Source organism: Lysinibacillus sp. AR18-8 (assembly GCF_001705465.1).
Taxonomy (GTDB): Bacteria; Bacillota; Bacilli; order Bacillales_A; family Planococcaceae; genus Lysinibacillus; species Lysinibacillus capsici.
Genome location: NZ_MDGU01000006.1, coordinates 294,919 through 319,025 on the forward strand (window position 1 = coordinate 294,919; position 24,107 = coordinate 319,025).

Below are 24,107 nucleotides of genomic sequence, written 5' to 3' on the forward strand. Positions count from 1 at the left end.
CTAATTGCGCTGGTTCGACCATAAAAACACTTTCCATGTATTCTAGGAAAGTGTTTTTATGGTCAATTAGTGCCATTGTGCGGCTTTTCGTAGTATTGATGAAAAGGCTTATTTAGGGCTTAAAAACCTAGCAACATACCTTTTCATTGCCTAAACCTGAAACTGGTTAGTTAACTTTTGTAAGTTATCCGCTTGGACACTTAAATCCTGTGTGACATGATTAACTGCTTGCATTGAGGCTGTTTGCTCATCCATTGAATGTAAAACAGCTTCTGTATAATTCGATAGCTTGCCCATGCCAGCTGCGATGGTTGTCACAGTGGATGCCACTTCATTGGCGCTACTTGAAAGCTGCTCAGCTGTCGTCGAAATATCCTCCAGCTGACTTGTCATCTGACTAACATGCTGTGAAATTGTGCCAAATGATTTTGTCGCTTCGTCAATGACATACACTCCTTGTTGAACATTTTTCAAATCAGCTTCTACTGATGAGGCTACTTGTTTTGTATCACTTTCTATTCCTACAACTAAATCCACAATTTGCGTAGCAGAGTGCTTTGATTGTTCTGCTAATTGACGCACTTCTTCAGCTACAACGGCAAAGCCTTTACCATGCTCCCCAGCGCGTGCTGCTTCTATGGCCGCATTTAATGCTAGTAGATTTGTTTGATCTGTAATGGTAGTAATCATATCTGTCATTGATTTAATATCTGACATTTTAAGGGATAATTGCTGCATCAATCCACTTGTTTTTTCTGTTGAAGAGGAAATAAATTGCATTTGCTCTTTTGCCACATGTAAAATATTTGCACCATTTCCTGCTATCTCGCTAGCATCTTTCGCATGCACAAACACATCTTGTGTGGCTACTGTAATTCGCTCAATGCCATCAACGGTTTCTTGCATAGATTTAGCACTATCATTAGCCGATTGTGCTGCTTGCTTCAAGCCCTCTGACGTCTTCTCCATTTGTTGATCTACTTCTTCCACAGCAAGCGTAATTTCATTCGTACTCGCAGATAATTCCTCGATGCTTGCCGATAAATCTGTAGAGCTGTGCGCAATTTTTTGTGTCATTGTTCGTAATTGTTCCTGCATCTCTAAAAAGGATTGTGCTAGTTGAGAAATTTCATCATTATCACGAACCTCAATGACAACGGTATCTAATTGACCTGCCGTAATTCCTTGTGCAGCCTCTGTGATTTGTTTGATAGGCTGTATCACTTTGTAGTGGACATACACTGTGTAAGATAGTGTAATAGCGATGCCTACAATCGTTAACACGGTAGAAAACCAATCTAATGTCGTTACATTGGCTAAATCGATAAATAAAATAACGATCATTAAAACATTTAAAACGGAAAAGCCAAGTAAACTCTTTTTTCGTAAACTCATTACAAATTCCCCCAACTAAAATATGTCTTCCATACCATTATTATAGTTGAATAATCCTAAAATACATAAGGATACGCTCTATTTTATATGAGAAAAGGTCTACAAAAAAAGACTATAGACAGCCTTTTAGGGCATGTCTACAGTCCATCATTGCTCGTTTTATTTTAATTTCATGATACTAGAACCCGCAATACCTGGGTGTGTCATTTCATATGGATCTAAAATCAAGTCTAATTGTTCTTTTGTTAGGACGCCTTCTTCAATGCAAAGCTCACGAATTGAACGACCTGTTAAAATAGCTTCACGTGCTAGACGAGCAGCTACTTCATAACCGATGTGAGGGTTAACTGCTGTTAGCACGCCTACACTTTTTTCTACATATTCTTTCATGCGCTCTTCATTTGCTTCAATATCTTTTAAGCAGTTTTCTGTAAACGCACGGAATACATTATTCATAATGCTAATCGATTGGATTAGGTTGAACACTAATACAGGCTCCATTACGTTTAATTCTAATTGACCAGCTTCCGATGCTAGAGAAATTGTATGGTCATTCCCAATTACTTGGAAGGCTACTTGATTCAGCACCTCAGGCATAACTGGGTTAACTTTACCTGGCATAATTGAAGAACCTGGTTGACGAGCTGGTAACAGGATTTCTCCTAAGCCTGCGCGAGGACCAGAAGCCATTAAACGCAAGTCATTAGCAATTTTAGACATATTAATCATACAGATTTTTAAAGCGCCTGATACTTCTGTGTAGGCATCTGTATTTTGTGTTGCATCCACTAAATGCGTTGCACCTTTTAATGGTAAACCAGAAATTTCAGCAAGATGCTCATCAACAGATTTAATGTAGTCTGGGAAGGCATTTAAGCCTGTTCCGACAGCCGTTGCACCCATGTTCACATCATATAAATTCGGGCGAGTTTGACGAATGCGTACGATGTCACGGTTGATAACGAGGCAATAAGCTTCAAACTCTTGTCCTAAGCGGATTGGCACGGCATCCTGTAAATGCGTACGTCCCATTTTAATGACATGAGCAAATTGCTCTGCTTTTTGATGGAAAACGGATTGCATATAATCCATCGTTACTAATAATTCATCTATTAAATTTAACACAGCGATATGAATAGCTGTTGGGAAAGCATCATTTGTTGATTGTGACATATTGACATGACTGTTTGGGCTTACTGTGTGATAGTCACCTTTTTCTTTCCCTAAAATTTCTAGGGCACGGTTAGCGATGACTTCATTGGCATTCATATTGATGGATGTACCTGCACCACCTTGAATTGGGTCTACAATAAATTCAGCATCCCATTTGCCATCAATCACTTCTTGCGCTGCTTCGACAATTGCCTCACCAATTTCTTTTGATAATAGGTGTACTTCCATATTACTTAATGCAGCTGCCTTTTTCACAATCCCCATTGCTTTAATAAGTGAAGAGTGAATTGTGTAGCCTGTAATTGGGAAGTTTTCCGTAGCACGTAGTGTTTGAATTCCGTAATACGCCTCTGCTGGTAATACGCGCTCACCTAAAAAATCTTTTTCTATTCGTTGTGTTGACATTATTGTCGTCTCCTTTTATGTAATACTCACACTTGATAGTAGCTAATAAAAGTCGTATTGTAAACAGTCATTTTTCTGTAAACGAAAAAAATCCTTCAAAAAAGCAAAAAAATCACAAAAAACCGAGCGCATTTCCTACGCTCGGTTGCATTTTATTATTTATTTGACGTTACTGTGAAACGGCTATTAACGTGCTGTGGGTTTTCTAATTCATCGACGACAGCCACTGCGTAATCTGCATAGCTGACATAGCTTTCCCCCGCGCCATTTACTAATAAGTGGTCGACTCCTGCTGTATAGTGACCTGTACGTGGTCCTTCTGGATCGAAAAATGCAGATGGACTAATAAATGTCCAAGTAATGGATGATTGTTGTAAATCCTGTAGGTTTTGTCCTTGATTTTGCGCTGTTGCTAAATACATGGCTGGGAAATCTGGTGTATCCATCACACGTACTTTTTTCTCTGGGTCCACAAATAGACTGCCCGCTCCCCCTACAACCACTAATTTTGTAGGAATACCTTGGAAAATCGAGATCAAATGACGACCAGCTTTGACATGTAAATCTTCTTGTCCAGCTGGAGCACCGAATGCATTGACAACGACATCGAAGCCTTTTACATCATCTTGCGTCACATCAAACACATCTTTTTCAATTACTGGAATAGCAGCTGTCACTTTTGCTGCTGAACGAACGATGGCTGTGACCTCATGACCACGTTGTACCGCTTCCTCTACTATTTTTTGTCCAGCTTTTCCTGTTGCACCAATTACGGCAATTTTCATGATTTATTCCTCCTAAGGTTTAGTTGTAACCATTTTAGTTACAGGTTAGATACAAGAAGACCATCTCCGTCTAAGTACGAAGCTGATCTAGCACATCCTGTAGCGTCTGTGCTTGTAATTGCTCTTCCATTGCCAGCCACACAGATGTATAGACACCCTCTAATGTATGCTTGATTTTTTGACCTACTGCACACGCTGGATTGGGCTCATCATGAATGGCAAATAGCTGCTCTGGCCCATCAATTGCCTGATAAATCGCTAGCAGTGTTAAATCCTTTGGCTCTACTAATAGCTCATAGCCAGCCATGCCAGAATGAGAAGAAAGTAAGCCTGCTTTTTTTAGCACACCAATCATTCTTCTTACGACTACTGGATTGGTATTCACACTTCCAGCTATAAAATCGGACGTAAGGAGACTTTTATCAGAGGTTGTAGCAATGAGCGAAAGAATATGGATCGCCACCGAAAATCGACTGTTCACCATATGTATCACCACCTGTTGTAACTATTATAGTTACAGGTGCAGAAAAAAGTCAAGCCCTGTCACCTGTATATATTGTTCCCCGTTATGCTGTTGCTAATGTATCGCTTATATTTTTTTTACGTAAATGACTAATTCCTGTCGTATTTGACCGTTGTCCTCATAAAAATCTAAATTATGAAATTCATATTTAAAGTGACCTACAGGAAATGTCACACTTTCTCCTTGCGCTGCTGCCAAAATGCCTGCTACATCTTGTGACACCATATGTAGCAGCTCTTCCCCAGAATAAGAATCGATAAAAATAACGTTCATAAAAAAACACCTCCATAGCCATTATAGCTTAGGAGGCGCTTACATTTATAGTGTATCTTTATAACCTTTCAAACGAATCTCTTCGATGATTTGCATCATTTCTTGAATTTGCTGCTGCGACAATTCGATCTTGTTACAAGAATATGCATGTTGCACAGAACCCATGCTTTGTTCTGGCTCGCTTTGCTGTCGATCATATTCATCTACTAGAAGTACCATTGTATTTTTCACAACTATCACCCCTACAATATAATGGACTATTCCCATTATACCAAATAATGCTAATTATACCATAATAACTATAATTAATTTCTTTTCATCCAGTCATCCAACTCCTATTTCGTAAAACAAATAGTTAGACCTAGATCTTTGTTTGAAAAAACAGCAACCAAAATGGCTGCTGTTAGCATTATACGGCAATTGGTGCTTTAATCGCAGGATGTGGATCATATCCTTCAATCGATAAATCCTCAAGCTCTATATCAAAGATGGATGCTTTATTTGGATTGATGTGCAATGTTGGTAGGTTTCTTGGCTCACGTGATAGCTGTTCTTTCACTTGCTCCACATGGTTTGCATAAATATGTGCATCCCCAATGCTATGAATAAATTCGCCAACCTCTAGGCCACACTCATGTGCGATCAAATGTGTTAATAAGGCGTAAGACGCAATATTGAATGGACAGCCTAATAATGTATCAAGGCTTCTTTGCATTAACTGGCAGCTTAATTTACCATTTGCTACATAAAATTGGAACATCACATGGCACGGTGGTAATGCAGCTTTACTGCCCTTTGCGCCCGCATTAATGACATCCTCAGGATTCCATGCATTGACAATGATACGGCGTGAATCAGGTTGATGCTTAATCTGATGAATGACATCCTGTAGCTGATCAAGGCTCTCGCCATCAGAGGTTGTCCAATGGCGCCATTGTTTGCCATAGACATTTCCGAGATCTCCGTATTGCTGTGCAAAGTCATCGTCTGTTAAGACACGTTCACAAAATGAGGCAAGTTCTTTTTGATATAATGCGTTAAATGACTCGTCTACTAAACAGCGTCGACCAAAATCTGTCATATCAGGACCTTTATACTCATCAGATTCCACCCATTTTTTAAATGCCCATTCATCCCAGATGTGGTTATTATGCTGCAATAGGTAACGGATATTGGTATCCCCTTTAATGAACCATAATAATTCACTTGCTACAAGCTTAAAGGGCACACGCTTTGTCGTTAGAAGAGGAAAACCTTTGCTTAAATCAAAACGCATTTGATACCCAAAGACACTGTATGTACCTGTCCCCGTTCGATCCTCTTTCTTTGTGCCATTTTCTAATATATGTTGTAGTAAATTTAAGTACGCGAATTCTGGATGCGTCATTTTTCTTCAACAGCTCCTTCAAGTTTGCTGTTGATCATTATACCATTTCACAACGAATTATTGTTGAGCTCCCTTGAAATTTCACTCTCTGTTGTGACGAAAAAAGTGGGCAGCAGGATGATATTTAATAAAACAGGTCCAACAATCACTAATAAATCAATGCCAGGACTAAAGTATAATCCAAATGCTGTAATCAGACCCGATAATACAAGGAACACGATTTGTGCGACAATGATCAAAATCGGCACCAATTGATACAGGTAATTGAGTTTACGGAACTGATGCATATTGTCTGGGTTTTTAATGATTTTCCTTTTTAACCGTCTGGATAAAATAAGACAAGCAAGCAGTTGGATAGCCATAAAGCAAAAATAAATGACACTGTATAAAAGCAACTGACTTTTTTGAATGGTGCCATCAAAATGGCCCACTCTTTGGTTTAATAACTCTTGGACTGCTCCCTCATAGACATATTCACGTTCACTTAAAAAAGTAAAGGGCTCCATAAAGCCAAGCGCTGTCCAATCCTTTGTATTGACAGTCCACTTGGATAATTTACTTGCTAAAATACGCAATTGAATAGGATCTTGCTCGCCAAACATCCCTACTAGATGACGATAGGGAATGGCTACTTTTAGCTGACCATCCTGCTTTTCTTGAAATAAATCCTGAATATAAAAGGTATAGGCAACATCGGATTTATTGGCCTCATAACGAGTCTCACCAATTTTCCAATGATTAGCTAAGGAAGCTTGAATGCCATTTTTCATTTCTGTATAGGGCATATCCTTATGTAAATGCTTCGGAATCTTATAGACAAAATGATGATCACTACCTATGAGACCAATTTCTACCTCGACTTTATCCTGATTCACCGTTTTGGCCTTCGGGGTCAATGGAATGGTGATCATAGCGATGAGAAAAAAAAGTAAAAGTGTTAAAATGCCTTTTTTCACGCAGAAGTCCCCCTATCGTCACTAATGATTAAATTTACCCTATCATAGCCATGTCCGAAAACACTATTTCGTTATTCCGAAAAAACAATAGTGGTTTTCCGAAACTCGTTATTTCGGTATTCCAAATTTATCAATAATTAGCGATAATATATAGGAGATTATGATCATAAGCAAATAAGAGGTTTTACAATGAAAAAATGTACTTATTGTATTTTTCTTACATACTTAATACTCGGTATTTATGTGTTAGGTATTACCATCAAAACACCCTTTGTGAGTCTCACTCTCGATACGACAAACGGTCAGCCTGTTTTTGTGGATAGCTATTACCCTCTATGGGCAGAGCAAAAAAATATAGAAAAAGGGGATATTATTGTGGCTATCGATGGGCAGCCTGCCATGGAGAATCGCTACGTTCAACAGCAAATGATCATTAGAAGCGCCAATGCATTAACGATCCAAAAGGCTGATAAGAGTATTCAAACCATTGCTGTCAAACATCGAGACATGCCAGAAGAATTATATTTGCAAATTTTGTTCCCTATCTTTTATTTTTTCCTAGCTTTTGGTGTCGCACTTTATGTTTGGCGACGCAATCAAAATAATCTTTCAACATTTTTATTGATCCTATTTTTATTAACTTGTTCGACCGCCTATATCAGTACTGGCGCATCAGCTAGAGGAAATATGATTGGGATGTTTGTCATTAGTAGCTGTATTATTTTATGCATGGTTCTCTTTATTCACTTTTTACAACACTTTTTCAAATACCTACAAATTAAGTGGACCTACCCTCACAGCAAATGGCTGTACTTATTAATACTGTTCATCCCTGGCTTTTATCTAATGGAGGAAATTGAGCCATCATTACGTGAGTTCACACCTATATTGAACCTAAGTTTATTTGCTGTCCTGGTAGTCTATGCAATTTTTATTTTAGTAACGAGTTATTTACGTACTAAATTGGCCAAAATTCGTTTAATTGCGCTTGCCTTTATCGTGCCGTTTTTACCTTTTTTATTATTCTTCGTTACACCTGAAATATTAGGACATAAGCCGATATTACACGCTGAAATCGCCGCATTATTTTTATTATTTATTCCGTTCTCTTTTCTGTTCATTCAGGTGAACGAACGATTATTCGATATTGAATACCAATTATCACGATTACGCTATTATTCAACGCTAGCCTTTTTCAGTGCGCTTCTGTTGACAGCAGGGATTGCCCTGTTATTCATGGGGGAGCTATCCATCGTCCATGTCACAAGTATTTTTTTACTTGTCTTTATGGTGATCATTGCAAGCTTTTATATAAAAGAACGCATTGATTTTAAGTATCGAAAAATTATCTTCTCTTCTACTGGAAATTATGTACATAATTTATATGCAGCCGTTCAGCGTATGGGCAAAGCAAAAAACCAACAAGAATTATTGGATCGTTTTAAATATGAAATCACCGAGAAGCTTGGAACCACAGCGTTTCATATCCGGACAATAACAGACGATTCTCCACAGCATGTAAGCTACTATCCGCAATTACTGTTACATGATGCTGGTGAGGAAAAGATTATGTTAGAAATACGCCATGCTCTGCAAAAGGAAGAGCTACTTTGGTTAGAATTGCTTGCACTGTATGTGTCCATGTTTATCAATAACTTACAGCAAATTGAGGATTTAGTGCGTGAAATTCAGCATATAAAAAATACCAGCGATACACCGCTTCCTTGGCTCGATAAATTGCTATGGAATATTATTGAGAAGGAAAAGAGTATTTTAGCACAGGAATTACATGATACCATTTTGCAGGAGCAGCTTCATTTAGCCAGAGAGCTTGATGTCCTAGCTGGCTCCCCTACTATTCAGAAGGAGACCGTGCTAGCTATACGCGAGCAGCTATTGAATGCAACGAAGGACTTACGAGAATATTGCGAGAACTTAAGTCCCCCACTATTGGATACCTTTGGTTTACAAATGGCATTAAAAAAACTCATTCAAAAGGTAAAAATAAGGGCTGATTTTTTATTAAGCGCCCAAATTGATCGTGTAGAATTTCAGGATGTCACCCTGCATCTCGTAGTCTATCGTCTTGTTCAGGAGCTGTTAAATAATGCAATCAAGCATGCTGAAGCAACAGAGGTTTCGCTTCAATTACAAGCAATCCCTCAAGGCTTTATCCTTCGATACGATGATAATGGTATAGGCTGCGACATTGACGATTTAATACAGTCCTCTGCATCAATGGGCATTAATGGCATTCGCGAACGTGTCCGTGCTTTTAATGGTGACATTACCATTCAATCGAGCCTTAACGAGGGCATGCATATTTATATACAAATACAAGAGGACGGGGATTCATATGATGAACATACTTATTATAGATGACCATCCTGTCGTTTTAGATGGTACGAAAACATTGTTGCAGGATTTAGCCAATGTTCAAATCGAAACAGAACAGGATTGCGCAGCCGTTTTATCAAGAATGGATACAGCTACCTTTCAGTTGTTTCTCATTGATATTAATATGAAGCCAATCAACGGCATTCAACTATCAGAGATGATTAAGAAAAAACAAGCAGATGCATTGATTATTCTTTACACAGGCTACGAACTTTCCGATTATTATGAGCTATTGATTGAGAAAAAAATTGACGGTCTATTATCAAAGCTAGCGACAAAGGAGCAAGTGATCCAAACCATTCAAGCAGCCATAAGAGGTGAGATTTTACTGGCAGCCGATTTCTTAGACTTTGTACAGCAACGCACCAACCTGCCGAATGTGCAGCAGGAGGTTCTACTGAGCGATAAGGAACAGGAAATACTACAGCTCGTTGCCCAAGGCTGTACAAATAAAGCCATCGCCTCTGCAATTGGTGTCACCCAGCGCACGGTGGAGAACTATTTATCGAAGCTATTCGTCAAGCTGAATGTAGAATCGCGGGCAGAGGCTGTCATTGTTGCGAAGGAAAAAGCATGGATTAAATAATGAGGAAATAGCGTTTCTTTACTATTAGATTACAAATGTAAATTTTTCCTTACTAAAAACGGAATTTACTGGATATACAAACAATTCTGTACTATAATAAGGGTAATAATTACATTACTTCATTGCTATGATTAAAAACACGTATTCAAAAGTAATACGAGCTTTTGAATACGTTTTTTATATGTGATAGAAGCAATTGATTGTTGAATTTTTTTGGGAGGGTGTTTACATGACACAAGGTACAGTAAAATGGTTTAACGCAGAAAAAGGTTTTGGCTTCATCGCAGTTGAAGGTGGCAATGATGTATTCGTACATTTCTCAGCTATCCAATCTGATGGCTTCAAAACTTTAGAAGAGGGCCAAAAAGTTGAATTCGGCGTAGAAGAAGGCAGCCGTGGACCTCAAGCAACGAATGTAGTGAAACTATAATCTTCACTTAACATAGACGTGCATATAAAAAGAGACATTCGTAAATGGATGTCTCTTTTTCCTGTGTCAGGATTTATTCATCCTATCAACTTGCACAGGTAGCCCCCACCGTATGAGCCATTCCATCCTGACTAATATAAATGAATTTGATAATACTTTTTTGGGCGTCCACGCGTGGTGGACGTGTTGCTTGGTAATTCGTGTGCTAAATTTTTCTCATGGAGCTGCTTTAAAATGCGGTTTGCAGAGCGTACAGTAATGCCGAGATGTGTGCTGAGCAGTTCCCCACTAACAATCGTTGTCGTTAGTTTTTCCAGCATCGCTTCTATTTTTTGTAATTGTAATAAGGGAATATCATATGTCGTACTTAAATTTTTTAGATGCTGTTGTTTTTCATCGTCAAACTGTAGCATCGTTCCATATAGTAAAGGCCCGATTTCTCGTGAATTTTCAATAATGTATCCCTGTGTTTCCTTTGAAGAGCAGAGGGTTGCGGCTTTTTTAGCAAACTCCTGACTTTCAATTAGAGAGTCACCAATTCCCCACCCTATTCTGACAGGAAACGATAGCTTCTCATTTAAAAAATCAACTAAATGACAATGTGAATAACGATTCGTTGTACTTAAAAATTGCTTATACGTCGTGATAATTGCAATAAAGGATGCCTCACGATGTACGATAAATGAGCTAGCATACAGTTGTTTGAAATCTAATATAGTTTTATATAAGGCAATTTGCCGATATTCTAGGTCTTCTATATTCGATTTATCGATCGGAATTAAAATATGCACTACCACTACTTTATTTTGGTTAAGCTGTCGAATTCGCAGTTGATTGAGAAAATGATCTAATGTTAATTGCATTGCATATTGAGACGGGTAAAAAGCGATAAATGGTATATTTTGATCAGCTAAGCGCTCACGTATTTCTGCAATGCGGGTAAAGCTCAAATCAACCTTGTTTTCCTTATGCAATTGTAGATGCCATTCAGCAGCTTTATCGACAATATCGCTACTTGCGTACTCGCTCATCGTTTGGCTAAAAAGATAAGGTTTTTTTCCTATCGACCATTCATGAATGCCCAAATAGCCGTTTTCCTCATAGCAAAAGTCGATGGCAATGCGATTCATAGCAATCTTTTTCTCATAAAAAAGCTCCGTAACGGTACGGTAAAAATCACGCTCTGAAATATCAAAATAATGCATAGGTACCGTTGCTTCTTGAAAATGCGTTTGAGCATAAAAATATGGAATTTGTCCGCTAAAAAGCGCTCCATCTCCCCCTTCCAAATACTTTTCTAAAAGCTCATTCAAATGTTCAAAATCAGTATAAGCATAGTAATGAAATTCACAAAAAGAGGGTTTAATTTTTTCAAGCTGTTGAACCCATGAAAGTGAGCGTTTTGCGGTAAAAACATTAATTTTATACATACATATAGCTCCTTAATAAAAAATAAATATTGAAAATAGTCAGAAAATATGGTTTCTTTGTATAAAGGACATAGATTTTCAATGTCTTAAAATAGAGACATTGGATTCTTAAAGGTTAAGTCTAATAAAGTATAAAAGGAGATGAAATTTATGCAAGGGAATTCACAAACAATTAAGAAAAAATCTTGGATTGACAATATGTTAGATAAAATCGAGCGTGCAGGTAATAAGCTACCGGACCCTATCACGTTATTTATTATTCTAGCAGGTGTAGTACTAGTTTTATCATGGGTTTTATCCATGCTCGGTATTTCAGCAGTTCAACCCGGGACCGAAGATGTCATTCAAGTAAAAAATCTGCTAAGTCAAGAAGGACTTATCTTAATTTTAACGCAGATGGTTTCAACATTTACAGGCTTCGCTCCATTAGGGCTAGTAATCGTGACAATGATTGGTATTGGTTTAGCTGAGCAAACAGGCTTAATTTCAGCTGTCATGAAGAAAATTGTGATGTCAGCACCTACAAAATTAATTGTACCTTTTATCATTTTTACAGGTTTAGTTGGTAACTTAGCGGCTGACGCGGCATTTATCATTTTACCACCAATTGCAGCCATGATTTTTATGAGTATTGGTCGAAATCCATTAGCAGGCTTAATTATTACATATGCAGCTGTAGCTGGAGGCTTCAGTGCGAACATATTAATTAGCTCTCTAGATGTATTATTATTAGGGATTACAGAATCAGCAGCACAAATAGCAGACCCCGCGTACACTGGTCGTGCAACGATGAACTACTATTTCTTAATTGCTTCGACGTTTTTATTAGTCATTATTGGTACATGGGTTGCAAAGAAGTTTACAGAGCCTCGCTTTGGTTCTTTTCACGGTGAAATTGAAAAGCTAGAGCCATTGACAGCTTTAGAGAAGAGAGGATTAAAGTGGGCTGGAATCGTAACGCTAGTTTATATTTTAGTCATTGCTTTTACAGTCATACCGTCGAACGGTCTTTTACGAGATCCTGCCACAGGTGGCTTTTTAAACTCACCTTTCATGGCAGGCATTGTACCTATCATGTTATTCTTCTTCCTATTACCTGGGCTTGCCTATGGGATAGCAGCGAAGGAGGTTAAAAACGATAAGGAAGTTGCAGAGAAAATTTTTAAATCCATTGCAGATATGGCACCATTTATTGTATTAGCATTTGCCGCTTCACAAATGATTGCCTTTTTCAACTGGAGCAATATTGGTTCTATTTTAGCCATTAAAGGTGCAGAGCTTTTACAAGCATTGAATTTTACAGGTTTACCAATGATGATAGGTTTTGTTTTAATATGTGCCTTTGTCAACCTATTAATCGCCAGTGCTTCTGCAAAATGGGCTTTACTTGCACCAATTTTCGTACCAATGTTCTTATACTTAGGCTATTCCCCAGCGGTTACGCAGATGGCCTATCGTGTAGGGGATTCGATTACAAATCCAATTACCCCTATGTTACCGTATTTCGCGATTTTACTATCATTTGCAAAGCGCTATGATAAAAATATCGGAATTGGTACGCTTATCTCTTCTTTATTACCGTTCTCGGTGTTTTTCGCAATCGGTTGGATTATCCTCTTCGCCATTTGGTTCCTACTAGGTTTACCGCTTGGCCCTGGAGATTATATTTACTTAAAATAAGGAGTGTTAGAGAATGACAACATTACAACAACAGTTAGCAGATTTATTAAAACATTATGAAGAAGAGACAATACAGCTTCGTCGTCATTTCCATGAAAATCCTGAGCTTTCCTTTGAGGAAGTTGAAACGCCAAAAACCATTGCTGCCTTTCATCGTGCATTAGGTCATGAGGTTCGTGAAGGTGTAGGTGGCAATGGAGTTGTGGCAAAGCTAGTTGGTGGAAAACCAGGGAAAACAGTAGCGTTACGAGCAGACTTTGATGCTTTAGCCATTACGGAAGAAACCGGCTTACCTTTCCAATCGAAAATTAAAGGGCGTATGCATGCTTGTGGCCATGATGGACACACAGCTTCCCTCTTAATCTTAGCGAAGGCGTTTAATCAAATGAAGGATGATTTAGAAGGAACAATCGTCTTTATTCATCAACATGCTGAGGAACTTGCGCCAGGTGGAGCTATTTCGATGATTAGAGATGGCTGCTTAGAAGGTGTAGATGTTATTTTTGGGACACATTTATGGGCACCCACTGATCTTGGCAAAGTGCAAACAGCTAAAGGACCATTAATGGCTGCAGCAGATGGTATTTATATAACGATAAAAGGCAAGGGCGGCCATGGTTCAAACCCAAGTGACACCAAGGACTCCATTGTCCTTGCAGCTCAGTTTATTACAAATTTACAGCAGCTTGTGGCACGTCGCATCAACCCATTACGTCCAGCAGTAGTATCAATTGGCCATATTGAGGCATTAAATCCATTCAACGTCATTGCTGATCAAGTGTACATGAAGGGTACGGTGCGCACTTTCCACGAGGAGGAGCGTAGTTTGTTAGAGCATGAAATCGAAGAGCTTTTAAAGGCAACTTGTTATTTAACAAAAGCCGATTACGAGTATGAGTATGTGCGAGGCTATCCGCCTGTTGTGAACCATGATGCAGAGACTGAGCATATAATGGCGTCCGCAGAGAAAATTGCAGATGTTGAGACTGTTGAAATAGTTGATCCCAATATGGGCGGTGAGGACTTTGCCTATTTCTTAGAGGAAATCCCCGGTGCGTTTTTCTTCACAGGGGCGAAAAACCCTGATTGGGAGGAAGTCTATCCACACCATCATCCGAAATTCGATATCGACGAACGCTCATTACGAATTGCCGCCAACGTTTTAGGTCAAGCAACGCTAGACTATTTCGCAAAAAATAATTAATAAAAAACATTACGAAGTGCTACATGCATTTCGTAATGCTTTTTTCGGTTGAATATTTTAATAAGAAGAAAAGGATGGCCAAAGCTAAGAGGTTCTCTGACTAGTTGGAGCAGTTACCTAACTAGTTTGAGCGCTTTCTTTTCACTTTGGAGCGATTACCTGACTAGCTTGGGCGCTCTCTCCTCACTTTAGAGCGGGCTCCTCCTCACTCAGTCAGGATCACTTAGGAGTCAAGACCCCCCTACCTCTAACTAGGCATAGGAATGTAAGCCGGCAATGACTAGATTGACAAATACTTGGTTGAACACAATAATGCCGAAGCCGATGATGGCCAACCAGGCTGTTTTTTCTCCTTCCCAGCCTTTGGATAAGCGAAAATGGAGGAAGGCTGCGTAGAATAAAAAGGTAATTAATGCCCACACCTCTTTCGGGTCCCAGCCCCAATAGCGACTCCAGGCAATTTGCGCCCAAATCATGGCGAATAGCAGGCCACCTAATGCAAATAATGGGAAGCCGATAACAACTGCGCGATAGGAAATCTCATCCATTAATTGTGGCTGTACGCGGCTTGTCCATGGCTTTAATAAGGCACTCACTGATTTTCTTGTGATGAATCGAATGACACCATATAAAATAGTACCCACGATAAATGCCCAGACAATCGAGTTTAATTTCTTGGCATCTATTTTATTTGTGATTTCGACACCACCGATTGCTTCACCATTCTCGGTGACGGCTCCTTTACTTACAATCAGGGGCATCATGGAGTAAGTGGCTTTTTCTTGCTGTCCCTGTGCATTATCGAATTGTACCTGCACATCTTCTGTGGCAAGGCTGAAAAACGTCGATACGCCAATAAAGCCAATGACAACCACCAAACAATACAACACAAACTCAAGCCCGTATGTACTGATAGATTTTTTGGAAACATCCAGCGTTCTTAATAAGTAAATTAAACCTGTAGCAAAGGATACAGATAAAATGGCACTAGAAAAGGCCACAGTCATGACATGAATTGTTAACCAGTGACTTTGTAATGATGGAACAAGCGGCGATACTTCCTTCGCGAAAACGCTTCCATAACCAAGGATGATTAAGGATACAGGAATCGTGAATAAGCCAACCACGATTTGCTTATATAAGAAATGGATAATTAAGTAACTTCCTGTAAGCATGATGCCAAAGAACGTCATAAATTCATACATATTACTGACAGGTGCATGGTCAACCGCCACCCATCTGACAACAAAGTACACGAGCTGTAGGGCAAAGGCTATATAAGTGAGCAATAGTCCTAGCTTACCGAATGTTTTTCTCTTTGATTTGACTGCTAGCCCTAATGGCACAATAGCAATGAGTAGTAGAATAAAGGCAATAAATAAGGCATTGCTACTAATGGATAATAAACTTTCTTGATTCAATAGAATCCCTCCAACGTCTCTTTTTCGGAATATGCTTCCAAATAGTAAGAACGTTATAGCGTGTAAGAAGTGCCATGTTTTCCCTTTAAATATTTTTATTTTTTCAAATTGTTACATTTTTATGACATGGAAATGGGGATGTGCTTGGTAGGATCAATCATTATGTAGAGGGAACGATAAAATATCCCATTAAATGGAAGATAACTGTATCAAAAAATGGTATGCCTCTATCTACATCTTACAAAAAATTGTAATAAAAGTCTATTTCTTTTTCTATCTACATGGGACAATAATGATGCGCACAAATAACATAACGTTATGTTTCATAAACTGGAGGCTTTTAATGAAACAAAATATTTATGATAATCCGATATTTTTTCATCACTACAAGACATTGAGACAAAAAGCATCTAATTATAACCGTCTTTTGGAGCAGCCCACGATGAAGGCTTTACTTCCACCGTTGACAAATTTACAGGTACTCGATATTGGCTGTGGTATGGGGGATTTCGCCAAGTATTGTATCGACCATCAAGCCAAGCACGTAACCGCATTAGATGTTTCGAGCAATATGCTGTCCGTCGCTAAACAGGAGCATGCCCACTCACAAATTGACTATCAGCTACAGGCAATAGAGGATTATGAGGCTCCTTCGGCTAGTTTTGATTGTATAACCAGCTCCCTATCTCTTCATTATGTCAAAGATTTCGATGCGGTCATTGGTCAAATTGCTCACATGCTACGTCCTAACGGTGTATTTATTTTCTCTGTAGAGCATCCTATTGCTACAGCTCGTCATACAACAGATGATAATTGGGTATATGATGACAATCATCAACGTCTGCACTATGCTGTGGATCATTACCAGGAAGAAGGCTTGCGTGAGCAAACATGGTTGGTGGATGGTGTTGTCAAATATCATCGCACTATAGCGACACTGGTCAATACATTGATTACCCATGGGTTAACCATTGATAAAATCGTAGAACCAATTCCAAGCACAGCAGCCATTCAACAGCTTCCTTCTATTGAAAAGGAGCTACGCAGACCATCCTTTTTATTCATCAAAGCAAAAAAATAAACGAAAGCCTCACCCTATGTTTGTGGTGAGGCTTGTTTCATATAAATAATTTCCGGGTCTCCCTCATCCAAGTTGTCGATAAAACCGCTTTTGACAAAGCCTAGGTTATGAAAAAGCTGGTGCATACGCCTATTGGACTGATTTGTAGAGGAGAAAACCTTTGCTGTTTTAGCCATTTGGATATAAGCGGTCATTAAGGCAGATGCGATCCCCTTTCTGCGCTCGGACGGCTTGACAATGACTAAGGAAATAAAGCTATAGCCAAAAAAGTCATTGCTAAATAGCAAAAACCCCCCAATGGTATCGGCGGATTGGTATAGCAAACAGCGTTTCTCTTTGATAGCTTGCTGAATTTCTTCCGCTCTGGATGAATCTCCAATTACTTCTTGATCGATTGTACAAAGTGCTTGTAAATGCTCCATTCTTGCTTCAATTATATGATGGCTCAATTTTCAACCTCCTTCATATAGTAGCTCATCACCTTTAGCTCATCTCGAAGTCCCATTGCCTGTCTGCCTTCATCGACAAAGCCACATCGCTTATAAAGTTCTTGAGCAGCTCTATTTGGTACATTGACCCCGAGCACCAGCTCATTGATGTATGGGAAATGCTTGCGAACAAAGTCAGGCAATAATTGGAGTGCTGTCTTGGCATAGCCTTTGCCCTGCTCATAAAAATCAGTGGAAAAGGAACGGATTAATAGCGCCTGTTCGTTGGAGGAGTAAGGCGTCACCCCCTCTTTTTCATGTAAGACAAAGAACGTGACTAGCTTGTTACCGTCCATTGCTAAAATGGCATGCCGACTATTATCCTGCTTAGCAAGTGCAATGCTTTCTTTTGGAGACTTTGTATAGCGTAGCTGCTCTTCTGTTAGGGTATATTGTTCTACTAAATTTTGTGCTTCGTCCTCATAGAACATGAGCTTCATAGTCACTCGAATTCCTCCTCGTAAATAGCGGTGAATTCATATTCTCCCTCTATAAGTTGCTGTAAATAATCCTCAAACGAAGCTGCAATTACCTCAAAGCTATCAGGATCATGGACATAACGAACCACCTGGCCAACTTGTCCCGCTTCATTTGGCGTAAAATCAATATATAGGCTTGATGTGCCCCCATTATTCATACAATCTGCAAAGCATAGCCGTTCATTTAACGGGACATGCATATTAATCTTTTCATCTACTTCCACATACGCTAAAAATTCCTGATAGCGCTCATAAATTGTTTCACGTTTATCATGATAATCTTTCACGATTTGCTCCACCGACTTTAAATAATACGGATAATCCCCTAAATCAGAGCCTAGCACTAAAACACAGATCGTTTCTTGCCCATGCTGACAATAATATGTACCATTGACATCCTGTAATAGCTCCACCAAAGCTTGTGGGCAGTTCGGAAATACTTCTAACAAGGCCTGAATTTGTGTCTCTGAAGCACCAAAAGCCTGTTGTAATTGTTGCTGCTCTTCTTGTGGTAAGTATTGTAATAAATTCGCAAAATATGTTGTGCGCATCTTAATCCCTCTCTCTCTTTAACTATGACATATTTTAACATAATTTCTTCCATTCTCTTAGTCCCTCATGCTACTATGGAAGTATGCACAAAAAAGGGGTGGGTTTATGAGTGTGAAAGATGCAGTAGACGTGAAAATATTACCAACAATCGTAGGGTTGTAACGCTACTTGCAGCCCTTATATAAGGGAGAATACAATAATGGAACATTATTTGAAAACATTTTTAACAGGTCAATCGATCACTTTACAACAAATGACTACTGCTGACCTAGAGGCTTTTATAGCAATCGAAAGCGAAATCACCTCTTTGCTACTTGCTAATGATGAGATTCCCTTTCCACAAACTGTAGAGGATCACACCGCTTTCTTTAACAGTATCAGCGGAAAGAAGGAGGAATACTTTTTCGGTATCTATGAAAAAGCGTCACAACAGTTAATAGGCTCCTGTGGCGTTTATGCAGTGAATTGGCAAAATAGCACTTGCTCAGTGGGCATTTCAATTGGGAAAGAGTGGCACGGCAAGGGCTATGGCACGGATGCAATGAAAACGCTTATTGATTTTATCTTCCAATATATAGCTGTTCAGAAAATCAAGCTTCAGGTTTTTAGCTTTAACCCAGCAGCTATTCGCTCCTATGAAAAATGTGGCTTCACAAAAGAAGGCATTTTACGCCAAGAAATTTTCCGCTTCGGTACATTCCATGACGTAGTTTTATTTGGCCTCTTACGCTCCGATTGGGAGAGGAATTAACAGAATAGCACAAGAGAGATACTATGATTGCTGTAGTATCTCTTTTTTTGTTCAGTCCTCTTGCCACACGCGTGTTACTTCCTGTAAGGATAGCCCTTGAAATGTTAATCGATAGATATCTGGCATACTTAACGTTTGCCAAAATGCATAATCGTACTGGGCATCAAAATATTGCATCATCAATGCCATGATATTGCCATGTGTACCGATAACGACAGACTCCTGTGGATGCGTGAGAAGGATGTTTCGCAAACTTGGAATAGCGCGAGCCATTGCCTGTTGATTGGACTCCCCACCTGCCCATGCAAAGCTTGGCTCCTGCCACACCCGTTGAACTGCTGCATGAAAATCCTCCAGCTTCCCAGTAGCAAGTTGTCTTTCTTTTAAAGCATCTATCGTTTGAACGGGTAAAAGACGAGTCTGTGCAATCCCCTCCACTGTTTGAATGGCTCTACGATAAGGACTAGCATAAACTGCGTCGATTTGTTGATGCTTCAAAAGATTTGTGACACACTCTGCATCCCTTTGTCCCTGAGCAGATAGTGGACGATGATATTCATCCTCTGAATAATGAGCATGTGCGTGTCTAACAAAATAAATTTCAGTCATCTGTTTCTCCTCTTTGATCTTTAGCTAAATGAACCTTCCAAATCCCCTCTTGCTGTTGCAGGGCGTATGTTTTTATGTAGCGCTGACTCCCAACGGAAATTTCCAGTTGAACGACCTGTAAATCAGGGGTGCTCGATTCATTAATCACTATTCGATCATAAAATCTATACATGAAATAGGTAACAAGCAAATCACCTGCAAGTGAATCCGTATAGTATTGCTCAAACAATTCTTTTGTGGGGAATGCATCATTGCTGTAAGTAATCGCATACAATGCATCCATACGAGGTTCCTCCACTAAATCAAACATAATTAGCAGCATTTCCTCTGGCGAAAAGGTCTGCAAATGACGAATTTCTCCATCGTTTAAAAATGCTTGATAGGCCTCTCTTTTTTCCAAAGATAAATCGGCTACATAGCTAAATTCAGTGGATGTCGATGTCGTATCCATGTCATACACAATGGTCGATTCCTGTAAGGGCTTCTCCCTTTCACATGCCGTTAGTAAACTTAAAAAAGCAATGATGGAAACCAGTTTTTTCACCATGCGCTACATCACCTCATCTACCATCCATTATTCCATTAATTTCAAAAATTCTCAACATTTCACCATAGACAATGAAATGTCCCCATTTCTAAACAACAAAAAAGGGAATTTGCTAAAATGTGACAAGATATGAATTCTGTGATTAATTATCGGAAAATTCAATCTCTAATCACAACTTTTTTCTTAGTATAAAAGACTTAAGACTTCTCCATTTTCCCCTTAATATTTTCTAAAACAAAGAACGTGAATAACCCTATCCAGCACATGAATAGGGTTTTAAGTCATATATTAATTTCTATAAAAGGGGAATTTTACAGTAATTTTTATCTATAATATATAAAAATTTTCAACCAGGCTAAATAGGATGAAGTACCCTATCTATGACTAAATTACGAATTTAAGAAACGATACACAATGTGACATTTTTTTTAATATAAGTGATATACAATGAAAAAGTTGAATCGAGGTCATAAAAATTTATTTCAAGAATATGGATAAAAAATTAGGAGGAAAATATCTTGGTTAACTTATTACTTAAACAATTCTTGAAGGCGGAAATTGAGATCAAACGAAGAATTATGTATAAAAAAGCAAAGGATCTTGGTTTCACCCACCCTATTGTAGTAGATTACAGTCAAGAATTGGATGTCTTACTTAATAGATATTTAAAACAAGCACAAGCTTCCTAATCATAACGAGGCATATAATAGAAGAAAGTATAGATATGATAAAGCCAGGCCATGTTTTATTGGCTGGTTTTATCGGGGATGATACATGCATTCACCTAGCCATTTCTCAGAATGTATAGAGAATGAAAAAGTAGGCGATGTTTTTGATAAGAAAACATTTGGAGGTTGAATGATGCACGTATTCATCTTAACTTTTATGGTTGTTTCCAAAATATTATTGCCACCTCAACATTCAGTAGACCATACATCACCCACACTTTGCACACCAACTGAAATAAATACACTATATCAATACCCAAACAACCAATTTCAATCGTTTCGTGATGAGGACACATTTTATCAGCAGCTTAATCGTGCGATTTATGAGGAATATACCAATGCTTCATTGAATATTCGTCAAAAGATGGCTTTTAAAGATGTAGCAAATGCGACAAAACGTTTTTATTTACAAACAGATGGTAAACAGAAAACAATAGACCTCTCTCAACATACTTTTATTCATCCCAATCGACAAGTTTATTTTTTAGCATCCTTTCAGCACAATACCGATGAATCTTATCGCAAATTTCTTGTCATCGACGCTGAAACACAAGAAGTAATACTGGGACATTCGCATTTTCAAGAAAGTTCCAAGCACCTTTAATTCATTGTATGCACACCATGTAGATTCTAGTAGTCATTTCAAAAAAATAGAAGTAAAAATTTCTTAACAATTAAAAAGCTTGCGATGAATGACGAACATTCATCGCAAGCTTTCTTTACTTGAATTAAGCTAAACTTTTTTGTTGAATGGCTGTTGTGACTTCTTCTATTAATTGCTGTAGTGACTTATCAGTGGAATTTTGCTGACCATGTCTGCGAACAGCTACAGTTCGGTTGGCAACCTCACGATCACCGATAACCACAATATATGGTATTTTTTGCAATTGGGCTTCTCGTATCTTTTTGCCGAGCTTTTCTTGGCGATCATCTAATTGCACACGGATGTCTGCTTGTTGTAAAGCTTCAACAACTTTCTTGGCATAGCCTTGATGTGCCTCAGCTACTCCAATCACTTGGACTTGCTGTGGTGCCAGCCAAGTTGGGAATGCTCCGCCAAAATGCTCGATTAAAATACCTAAGAAGCGATCAATTGAGCCAAACACTGCACGATGGATGACAACAGGTCTCACCCTTTCATTGTGCTCATTAATATACGTTAAATCAAATTTCTCTGGTAGCTGGAAATCAAGCTGAACCGTTGCACATTGATGACTGCGCTGAATCGCATCTTTAATATGGATGTCAATTTTCGGTCCATAGAAAGCCCCGTCCCCTGCATTAATTGTATAGGCAATACCTAAATTGTTTAGGACATTTTCAAGTGCTGCTTCTGCTTGATCCCACAGTGCCAAATCACCCATATAATCATCTGGTCGTGTCGATAATTCAATCGTATACGCAAATCCAAAGACGTTGTACACTTCATCTATAATCTTTAAGGCCAGTGCAATTTCATCCTCAATTTGCTGTGGTGTTGCAAAAATATGGGCATCATCCTGACAAAAAGTTCGTACACGTAACAGACCATTCAAGGCGCCACTAAATTCATGTCGGTGCACTTGCCCAAATTCTGCCATACGTATAGGTAAATCCCGATAGGAATGTAAGGCATTTTTGAAGATCAGCATATGCCCAGGACAGTTCATCGGCTTTAAGGCAAAGCTTTGGTCATCCACCTGTGTGAAATACATATTGTCCTTATAATGATCCCAGTGACCTGACTGCTCCCATAAGCGTTGGTTCATCATCAGCGGTGTTCGTACTTCCCTATAGTCATATTTTGCTTGTAAATGTCGCAAATACGATTCCAGTTCATTGCGTAAAATTTGACCATTGGCTAAATAGAAGGGCATGCCAGGTGCTTCCTCTGAAAACATAAATAACGATAGCTCTTTACCTAGCTTGCGATGATTTCGCTTTTCTGCTTCCTCCAAGAAGATAAAATGATCGCGCAGTTCCTCTTTTGTAGCAAAGGCAACGCCATAAATACGCTGAAGCATTTGATTCTTGCTATCGCCTCGCCAATAAGCGCCTGACACATGCATTAATTTAAAATGCTGTAATTTGCCTGTAGACGGGACATGTGGACCACGACATAAATCATAAAAATCTCCCTGCTCATAAATCGTAACTAGCTCATCTACAGGAATTGCCTCCAACAGCTCTAGCTTTAACGCATCATGGGCGAATAATTGCTTTGCTTCTTCACGTGAAACCTCGCGTCTATGAATCGGGATATTTTCCTGTACAATTTGTTTCATTTTCTTTTCAATTTGCTGTAAATCACTCGGTGTCAGTGTATCAGCAATATCTATATCATAATAAAAGCCATTTTCAATGACTGGTCCTACTCCAAATTGTGCATGTGGATAAAGTCGTTTAATTGCCTGAGCTAATAAATGGGCCGTAGAATGGCGAATGACCTCGATCCCTTCCTTTGAGCTTGCATCGTACAATGTAATTTGTGCATCTTCCATAATCGGGCGCGTCAAATCAATGATGGTTCCGTTAACACTCCCTGCGACTGCCTTTTTACGAAGCTCTGGACGAATCGCTTGTGCAATATCGGTTAGTGTCACACCTTTAGTAAATGCTTGTTGTTGACCATCTGGAAATTGAATGTGAATACGTTGATTTGACATGTTTCTCTACTCCTTTTAGTAATAAAATCAATTACACCTTGGCATAATTGTGTAGATAAAAAAAACACATATCCGCCCCTAAGAAGGGACGAGTATGTGTTGATTACCCGTGGTTCCACCCAAATTCCCACTAGTTTATAAGCTAGTGGCTCATTGATTTTGCTGTAACGCCGCAAAAAACG

General features: G+C 38.9%; 25 protein-coding genes. 9 read left to right on the forward strand and 16 right to left on the reverse strand.

All coding sequences use genetic code 11. The features are described 5' to 3' along the window. Nucleotides 1–150: 150 nt before the first annotated feature. The 8 genes from BFM98_RS06140 to BFM98_RS06175 form a co-directional block, all read right to left on the reverse strand. Nucleotides 151–1,395 (reverse strand): methyl-accepting chemotaxis protein, encoded by a 1,245-nt coding sequence (locus BFM98_RS06140; RefSeq protein ID WP_066036839.1) that lies wholly within the window; start codon nucleotides 1,393–1,395, stop codon nucleotides 151–153. Between the two features lie 159 nt (nucleotides 1,396–1,554). Further along, nucleotides 1,555–2,973 (reverse strand): aspartate ammonia-lyase, encoded by a 1,419-nt coding sequence (gene aspA / locus BFM98_RS06145; RefSeq protein WP_066036840.1) that lies wholly within the window; start codon nucleotides 2,971–2,973, stop codon nucleotides 1,555–1,557. Nucleotides 2,974–3,128: 155 nt separating this feature from the next. After that, nucleotides 3,129–3,758, reverse strand: coding sequence for an NAD(P)-dependent oxidoreductase (locus BFM98_RS06150; RefSeq protein WP_066036841.1), 630 nt, complete (start codon nucleotides 3,756–3,758; stop codon nucleotides 3,129–3,131). 70 nt (nucleotides 3,759–3,828) lie between these two features. Further along, nucleotides 3,829–4,242 carry an Rrf2 family transcriptional regulator gene (locus tag BFM98_RS06155; protein ID WP_048394490.1) on the reverse strand — a complete coding sequence of 138 codons (414 nt, stop codon included), beginning with the start codon at nucleotides 4,240–4,242 and terminating at the stop codon, nucleotides 3,829–3,831. Nucleotides 4,243–4,347: 105 nt separating this feature from the next. Then, nucleotides 4,348–4,554, reverse strand: a complete 207-nt coding sequence (locus tag BFM98_RS06160) for a hypothetical protein (protein WP_036080672.1) — start codon at nucleotides 4,552–4,554, stop codon at nucleotides 4,348–4,350. A gap of 45 nt (nucleotides 4,555–4,599) precedes the next feature. Beyond that, a complete protein-coding gene (locus BFM98_RS06165) occupies nucleotides 4,600–4,773 on the reverse strand; it encodes a hypothetical protein (protein ID WP_254659993.1) in 174 nt (57 codons plus the stop codon). Between the two features lie 190 nt (nucleotides 4,774–4,963). Then, nucleotides 4,964–5,941, reverse strand: a complete 978-nt coding sequence (locus tag BFM98_RS06170; RefSeq protein WP_066036842.1) for a thymidylate synthase — start codon at nucleotides 5,939–5,941, stop codon at nucleotides 4,964–4,966. 47 nt (nucleotides 5,942–5,988) lie between these two features. After that, nucleotides 5,989–6,897 carry a hypothetical protein gene (locus BFM98_RS06175; RefSeq protein WP_066036843.1) on the reverse strand — a complete coding sequence of 303 codons (909 nt, stop codon included), beginning with the start codon at nucleotides 6,895–6,897 and terminating at the stop codon, nucleotides 5,989–5,991. Nucleotides 6,898–7,086: 189 nt separating this feature from the next. Between BFM98_RS06175 and BFM98_RS06180 the strand changes: the two genes are divergently transcribed. The 3 genes from BFM98_RS06180 to BFM98_RS06190 all read left to right on the forward strand — a co-directional run bounded on the left by BFM98_RS06180 (nucleotide 7,087) and on the right by BFM98_RS06190 (nucleotide 10,310). Beyond that, nucleotides 7,087–9,279, forward strand: coding sequence for an ATP-binding protein (locus BFM98_RS06180; RefSeq protein ID WP_066036844.1), 2,193 nt, complete (start codon nucleotides 7,087–7,089; stop codon nucleotides 9,277–9,279). Continuing rightward, nucleotides 9,254–9,880, forward strand: a complete 627-nt coding sequence (locus BFM98_RS06185) for a response regulator transcription factor (protein ID WP_048394499.1) — start codon at nucleotides 9,254–9,256, stop codon at nucleotides 9,878–9,880. Before BFM98_RS06180 ends, BFM98_RS06185 begins: the two co-directional genes overlap by 26 nt. Before the next feature lie 229 nt (nucleotides 9,881–10,109). Continuing rightward, nucleotides 10,110–10,310, forward strand: coding sequence for a cold-shock protein (locus tag BFM98_RS06190; protein ID WP_004230248.1), 201 nt, complete (start codon nucleotides 10,110–10,112; stop codon nucleotides 10,308–10,310). A gap of 131 nt (nucleotides 10,311–10,441) precedes the next feature. Here the strand turns inward: BFM98_RS06190 and BFM98_RS06195 are convergent, their stop codons facing one another. Then, complete coding sequence (locus BFM98_RS06195) at nucleotides 10,442–11,740, reverse strand: hypothetical protein (RefSeq protein ID WP_048394501.1); 1,299 nt, start codon at nucleotides 11,738–11,740, stop codon at nucleotides 10,442–10,444. 150 nt (nucleotides 11,741–11,890) lie between these two features. On the opposite strand from BFM98_RS06195, the gene BFM98_RS06200 reads away from it, so the two are divergent. Both BFM98_RS06200 and BFM98_RS06205 read left to right on the forward strand, forming a co-directional pair. Then, a complete protein-coding gene (locus tag BFM98_RS06200; RefSeq protein WP_016993914.1) occupies nucleotides 11,891–13,420 on the forward strand; it encodes an AbgT family transporter in 1,530 nt (509 codons plus the stop codon). Nucleotides 13,421–13,433: 13 nt separating this feature from the next. Continuing rightward, entirely contained in the window at nucleotides 13,434–14,624 is a 1,191-nt protein-coding gene (locus tag BFM98_RS06205) for an amidohydrolase (RefSeq protein ID WP_048394504.1), read from the forward strand. Between the two features lie 251 nt (nucleotides 14,625–14,875). On the opposite strand, the gene ccsB is transcribed toward BFM98_RS06205, so the two are convergent. Next, nucleotides 14,876–16,045: a c-type cytochrome biogenesis protein CcsB gene (gene ccsB, locus BFM98_RS06210; RefSeq protein WP_066036845.1), complete on the reverse strand. Its 1,170-nt coding sequence runs from the start codon at nucleotides 16,043–16,045 to the stop codon at nucleotides 14,876–14,878. Between the two features lie 343 nt (nucleotides 16,046–16,388). Here ccsB and BFM98_RS06215 point away from each other — a divergent pair, with 343 nt between their 5' ends. Continuing rightward, nucleotides 16,389–17,126 carry a class I SAM-dependent methyltransferase gene (locus BFM98_RS06215; RefSeq protein WP_066036846.1) on the forward strand — a complete coding sequence of 246 codons (738 nt, stop codon included), beginning with the start codon at nucleotides 16,389–16,391 and terminating at the stop codon, nucleotides 17,124–17,126. A 14-nt stretch (nucleotides 17,127–17,140) separates the two neighbouring features. Here BFM98_RS06215 and BFM98_RS06220 read toward each other — a convergent pair whose 3' ends face one another. The 3 genes from BFM98_RS06220 to BFM98_RS06230 are packed head-to-tail and all read right to left on the reverse strand — an operon-like array spanning nucleotide 17,141 to nucleotide 18,644. Next, entirely contained in the window at nucleotides 17,141–17,575 is a 435-nt protein-coding gene (locus BFM98_RS06220) for a GNAT family N-acetyltransferase (RefSeq protein ID WP_054549263.1), read from the reverse strand. Next, nucleotides 17,572–18,054 carry a GNAT family N-acetyltransferase gene (locus BFM98_RS06225; protein WP_066036900.1) on the reverse strand — a complete coding sequence of 161 codons (483 nt, stop codon included), beginning with the start codon at nucleotides 18,052–18,054 and terminating at the stop codon, nucleotides 17,572–17,574. Before BFM98_RS06225 ends, BFM98_RS06220 begins: the two co-directional genes overlap by 4 nt. Before the next feature lie 2 nt (nucleotides 18,055–18,056). Beyond that, entirely contained in the window at nucleotides 18,057–18,644 is a 588-nt protein-coding gene (locus BFM98_RS06230) for an SMI1/KNR4 family protein (protein ID WP_066036847.1), read from the reverse strand. 200 nt (nucleotides 18,645–18,844) lie between these two features. Here BFM98_RS06230 and BFM98_RS06235 point away from each other — a divergent pair, with 200 nt between their 5' ends. Next, nucleotides 18,845–19,396 (forward strand): GNAT family N-acetyltransferase, encoded by a 552-nt coding sequence (locus BFM98_RS06235; RefSeq protein ID WP_048394516.1) that lies wholly within the window; start codon nucleotides 18,845–18,847, stop codon nucleotides 19,394–19,396. A 51-nt stretch (nucleotides 19,397–19,447) separates the two neighbouring features. On the opposite strand, the gene BFM98_RS06240 is transcribed toward BFM98_RS06235, so the two are convergent. Next, on the reverse strand, nucleotides 19,448–20,005 hold the full coding sequence (locus BFM98_RS06240; protein WP_066036848.1) for a histidine phosphatase family protein: 558 nt from the start codon (nucleotides 20,003–20,005) through the stop codon (nucleotides 19,448–19,450). Then, nucleotides 19,998–20,552, reverse strand: a complete 555-nt coding sequence (locus BFM98_RS06245) for a hypothetical protein (RefSeq protein ID WP_254659994.1) — start codon at nucleotides 20,550–20,552, stop codon at nucleotides 19,998–20,000. The genes BFM98_RS06240 and BFM98_RS06245 overlap by 8 nt, the downstream gene beginning before the upstream one ends. A gap of 518 nt (nucleotides 20,553–21,070) precedes the next feature. Here BFM98_RS06245 and BFM98_RS06250 point away from each other — a divergent pair. Further along, nucleotides 21,071–21,241, forward strand: coding sequence for an aspartyl-phosphate phosphatase Spo0E family protein (locus tag BFM98_RS06250; protein WP_004230265.1), 171 nt, complete (start codon nucleotides 21,071–21,073; stop codon nucleotides 21,239–21,241). Nucleotides 21,242–21,413: 172 nt separating this feature from the next. Next, the gene (locus tag BFM98_RS06255; protein ID WP_066036849.1) at nucleotides 21,414–21,884 is read left to right on the forward strand and encodes a hypothetical protein; all 471 of its coding nucleotides are present in this window, start codon (nucleotides 21,414–21,416) and stop codon (nucleotides 21,882–21,884) included. Between the two features lie 124 nt (nucleotides 21,885–22,008). Here the strand turns inward: BFM98_RS06255 and thrS are convergent, their stop codons facing one another. Continuing rightward, on the reverse strand, nucleotides 22,009–23,925 hold the full coding sequence (gene thrS, locus BFM98_RS06260) for a threonine--tRNA ligase (RefSeq protein WP_066036850.1): 1,917 nt from the start codon (nucleotides 23,923–23,925) through the stop codon (nucleotides 22,009–22,011). Between the last annotated feature and the right edge of the window lie 182 nt (nucleotides 23,926–24,107).

Bases quoted from the DNA above. Each gene is read 5' to 3' on its own strand.
- BFM98_RS06140 (WP_066036839.1), bottom strand. From the start codon at position 1,395: ATGAGTTTACGAAAAAAGAGTTTACTTGGCTTTTCCGTTTTAAATGTT.
- aspA (WP_066036840.1), bottom strand. From the start codon at position 2,973: ATGTCAACACAACGAATAGAAAAAGATTTTTTAGGTGAGCGCGTATTA.
- BFM98_RS06150 (WP_066036841.1), bottom strand. From the start codon at position 3,758: ATGAAAATTGCCGTAATTGGTGCAACAGGAAAAGCTGGACAAAAAATA.
- BFM98_RS06155 (WP_048394490.1), bottom strand. From the start codon at position 4,242: ATGGTGAACAGTCGATTTTCGGTGGCGATCCATATTCTTTCGCTCATT.
- BFM98_RS06160 (WP_036080672.1), bottom strand. From the start codon at position 4,554: ATGAACGTTATTTTTATCGATTCTTATTCTGGGGAAGAGCTGCTACAT.
- BFM98_RS06165 (WP_254659993.1), bottom strand. From the start codon at position 4,773: ATGGTACTTCTAGTAGATGAATATGATCGACAGCAAAGCGAGCCAGAA.
- BFM98_RS06170 (WP_066036842.1), bottom strand. From the start codon at position 5,941: ATGACGCATCCAGAATTCGCGTACTTAAATTTACTACAACATATATTA.
- BFM98_RS06180 (WP_066036844.1), top strand. From the start codon at position 7,087: ATGAAAAAATGTACTTATTGTATTTTTCTTACATACTTAATACTCGGT.
- BFM98_RS06185 (WP_048394499.1), top strand. From the start codon at position 9,254: ATGATGAACATACTTATTATAGATGACCATCCTGTCGTTTTAGATGGT.
- BFM98_RS06190 (WP_004230248.1), top strand. From the start codon at position 10,110: ATGACACAAGGTACAGTAAAATGGTTTAACGCAGAAAAAGGTTTTGGC.
- BFM98_RS06195 (WP_048394501.1), bottom strand. From the start codon at position 11,740: ATGTATAAAATTAATGTTTTTACCGCAAAACGCTCACTTTCATGGGTT.
- BFM98_RS06200 (WP_016993914.1), top strand. From the start codon at position 11,891: ATGCAAGGGAATTCACAAACAATTAAGAAAAAATCTTGGATTGACAAT.
- BFM98_RS06205 (WP_048394504.1), top strand. From the start codon at position 13,434: ATGACAACATTACAACAACAGTTAGCAGATTTATTAAAACATTATGAA.
- BFM98_RS06215 (WP_066036846.1), top strand. From the start codon at position 16,389: ATGAAACAAAATATTTATGATAATCCGATATTTTTTCATCACTACAAG.
- BFM98_RS06225 (WP_066036900.1), bottom strand. From the start codon at position 18,054: ATGAAGCTCATGTTCTATGAGGACGAAGCACAAAATTTAGTAGAACAA.
- BFM98_RS06230 (WP_066036847.1), bottom strand. From the start codon at position 18,644: ATGCGCACAACATATTTTGCGAATTTATTACAATACTTACCACAAGAA.
- BFM98_RS06235 (WP_048394516.1), top strand. From the start codon at position 18,845: ATGGAACATTATTTGAAAACATTTTTAACAGGTCAATCGATCACTTTA.
- BFM98_RS06240 (WP_066036848.1), bottom strand. From the start codon at position 20,005: ATGACTGAAATTTATTTTGTTAGACACGCACATGCTCATTATTCAGAG.
- BFM98_RS06245 (WP_254659994.1), bottom strand. From the start codon at position 20,552: ATGGTGAAAAAACTGGTTTCCATCATTGCTTTTTTAAGTTTACTAACG.
- BFM98_RS06255 (WP_066036849.1), top strand. From the start codon at position 21,414: ATGCACGTATTCATCTTAACTTTTATGGTTGTTTCCAAAATATTATTG.
- thrS (WP_066036850.1), bottom strand. From the start codon at position 23,925: ATGTCAAATCAACGTATTCACATTCAATTTCCAGATGGTCAACAACAA.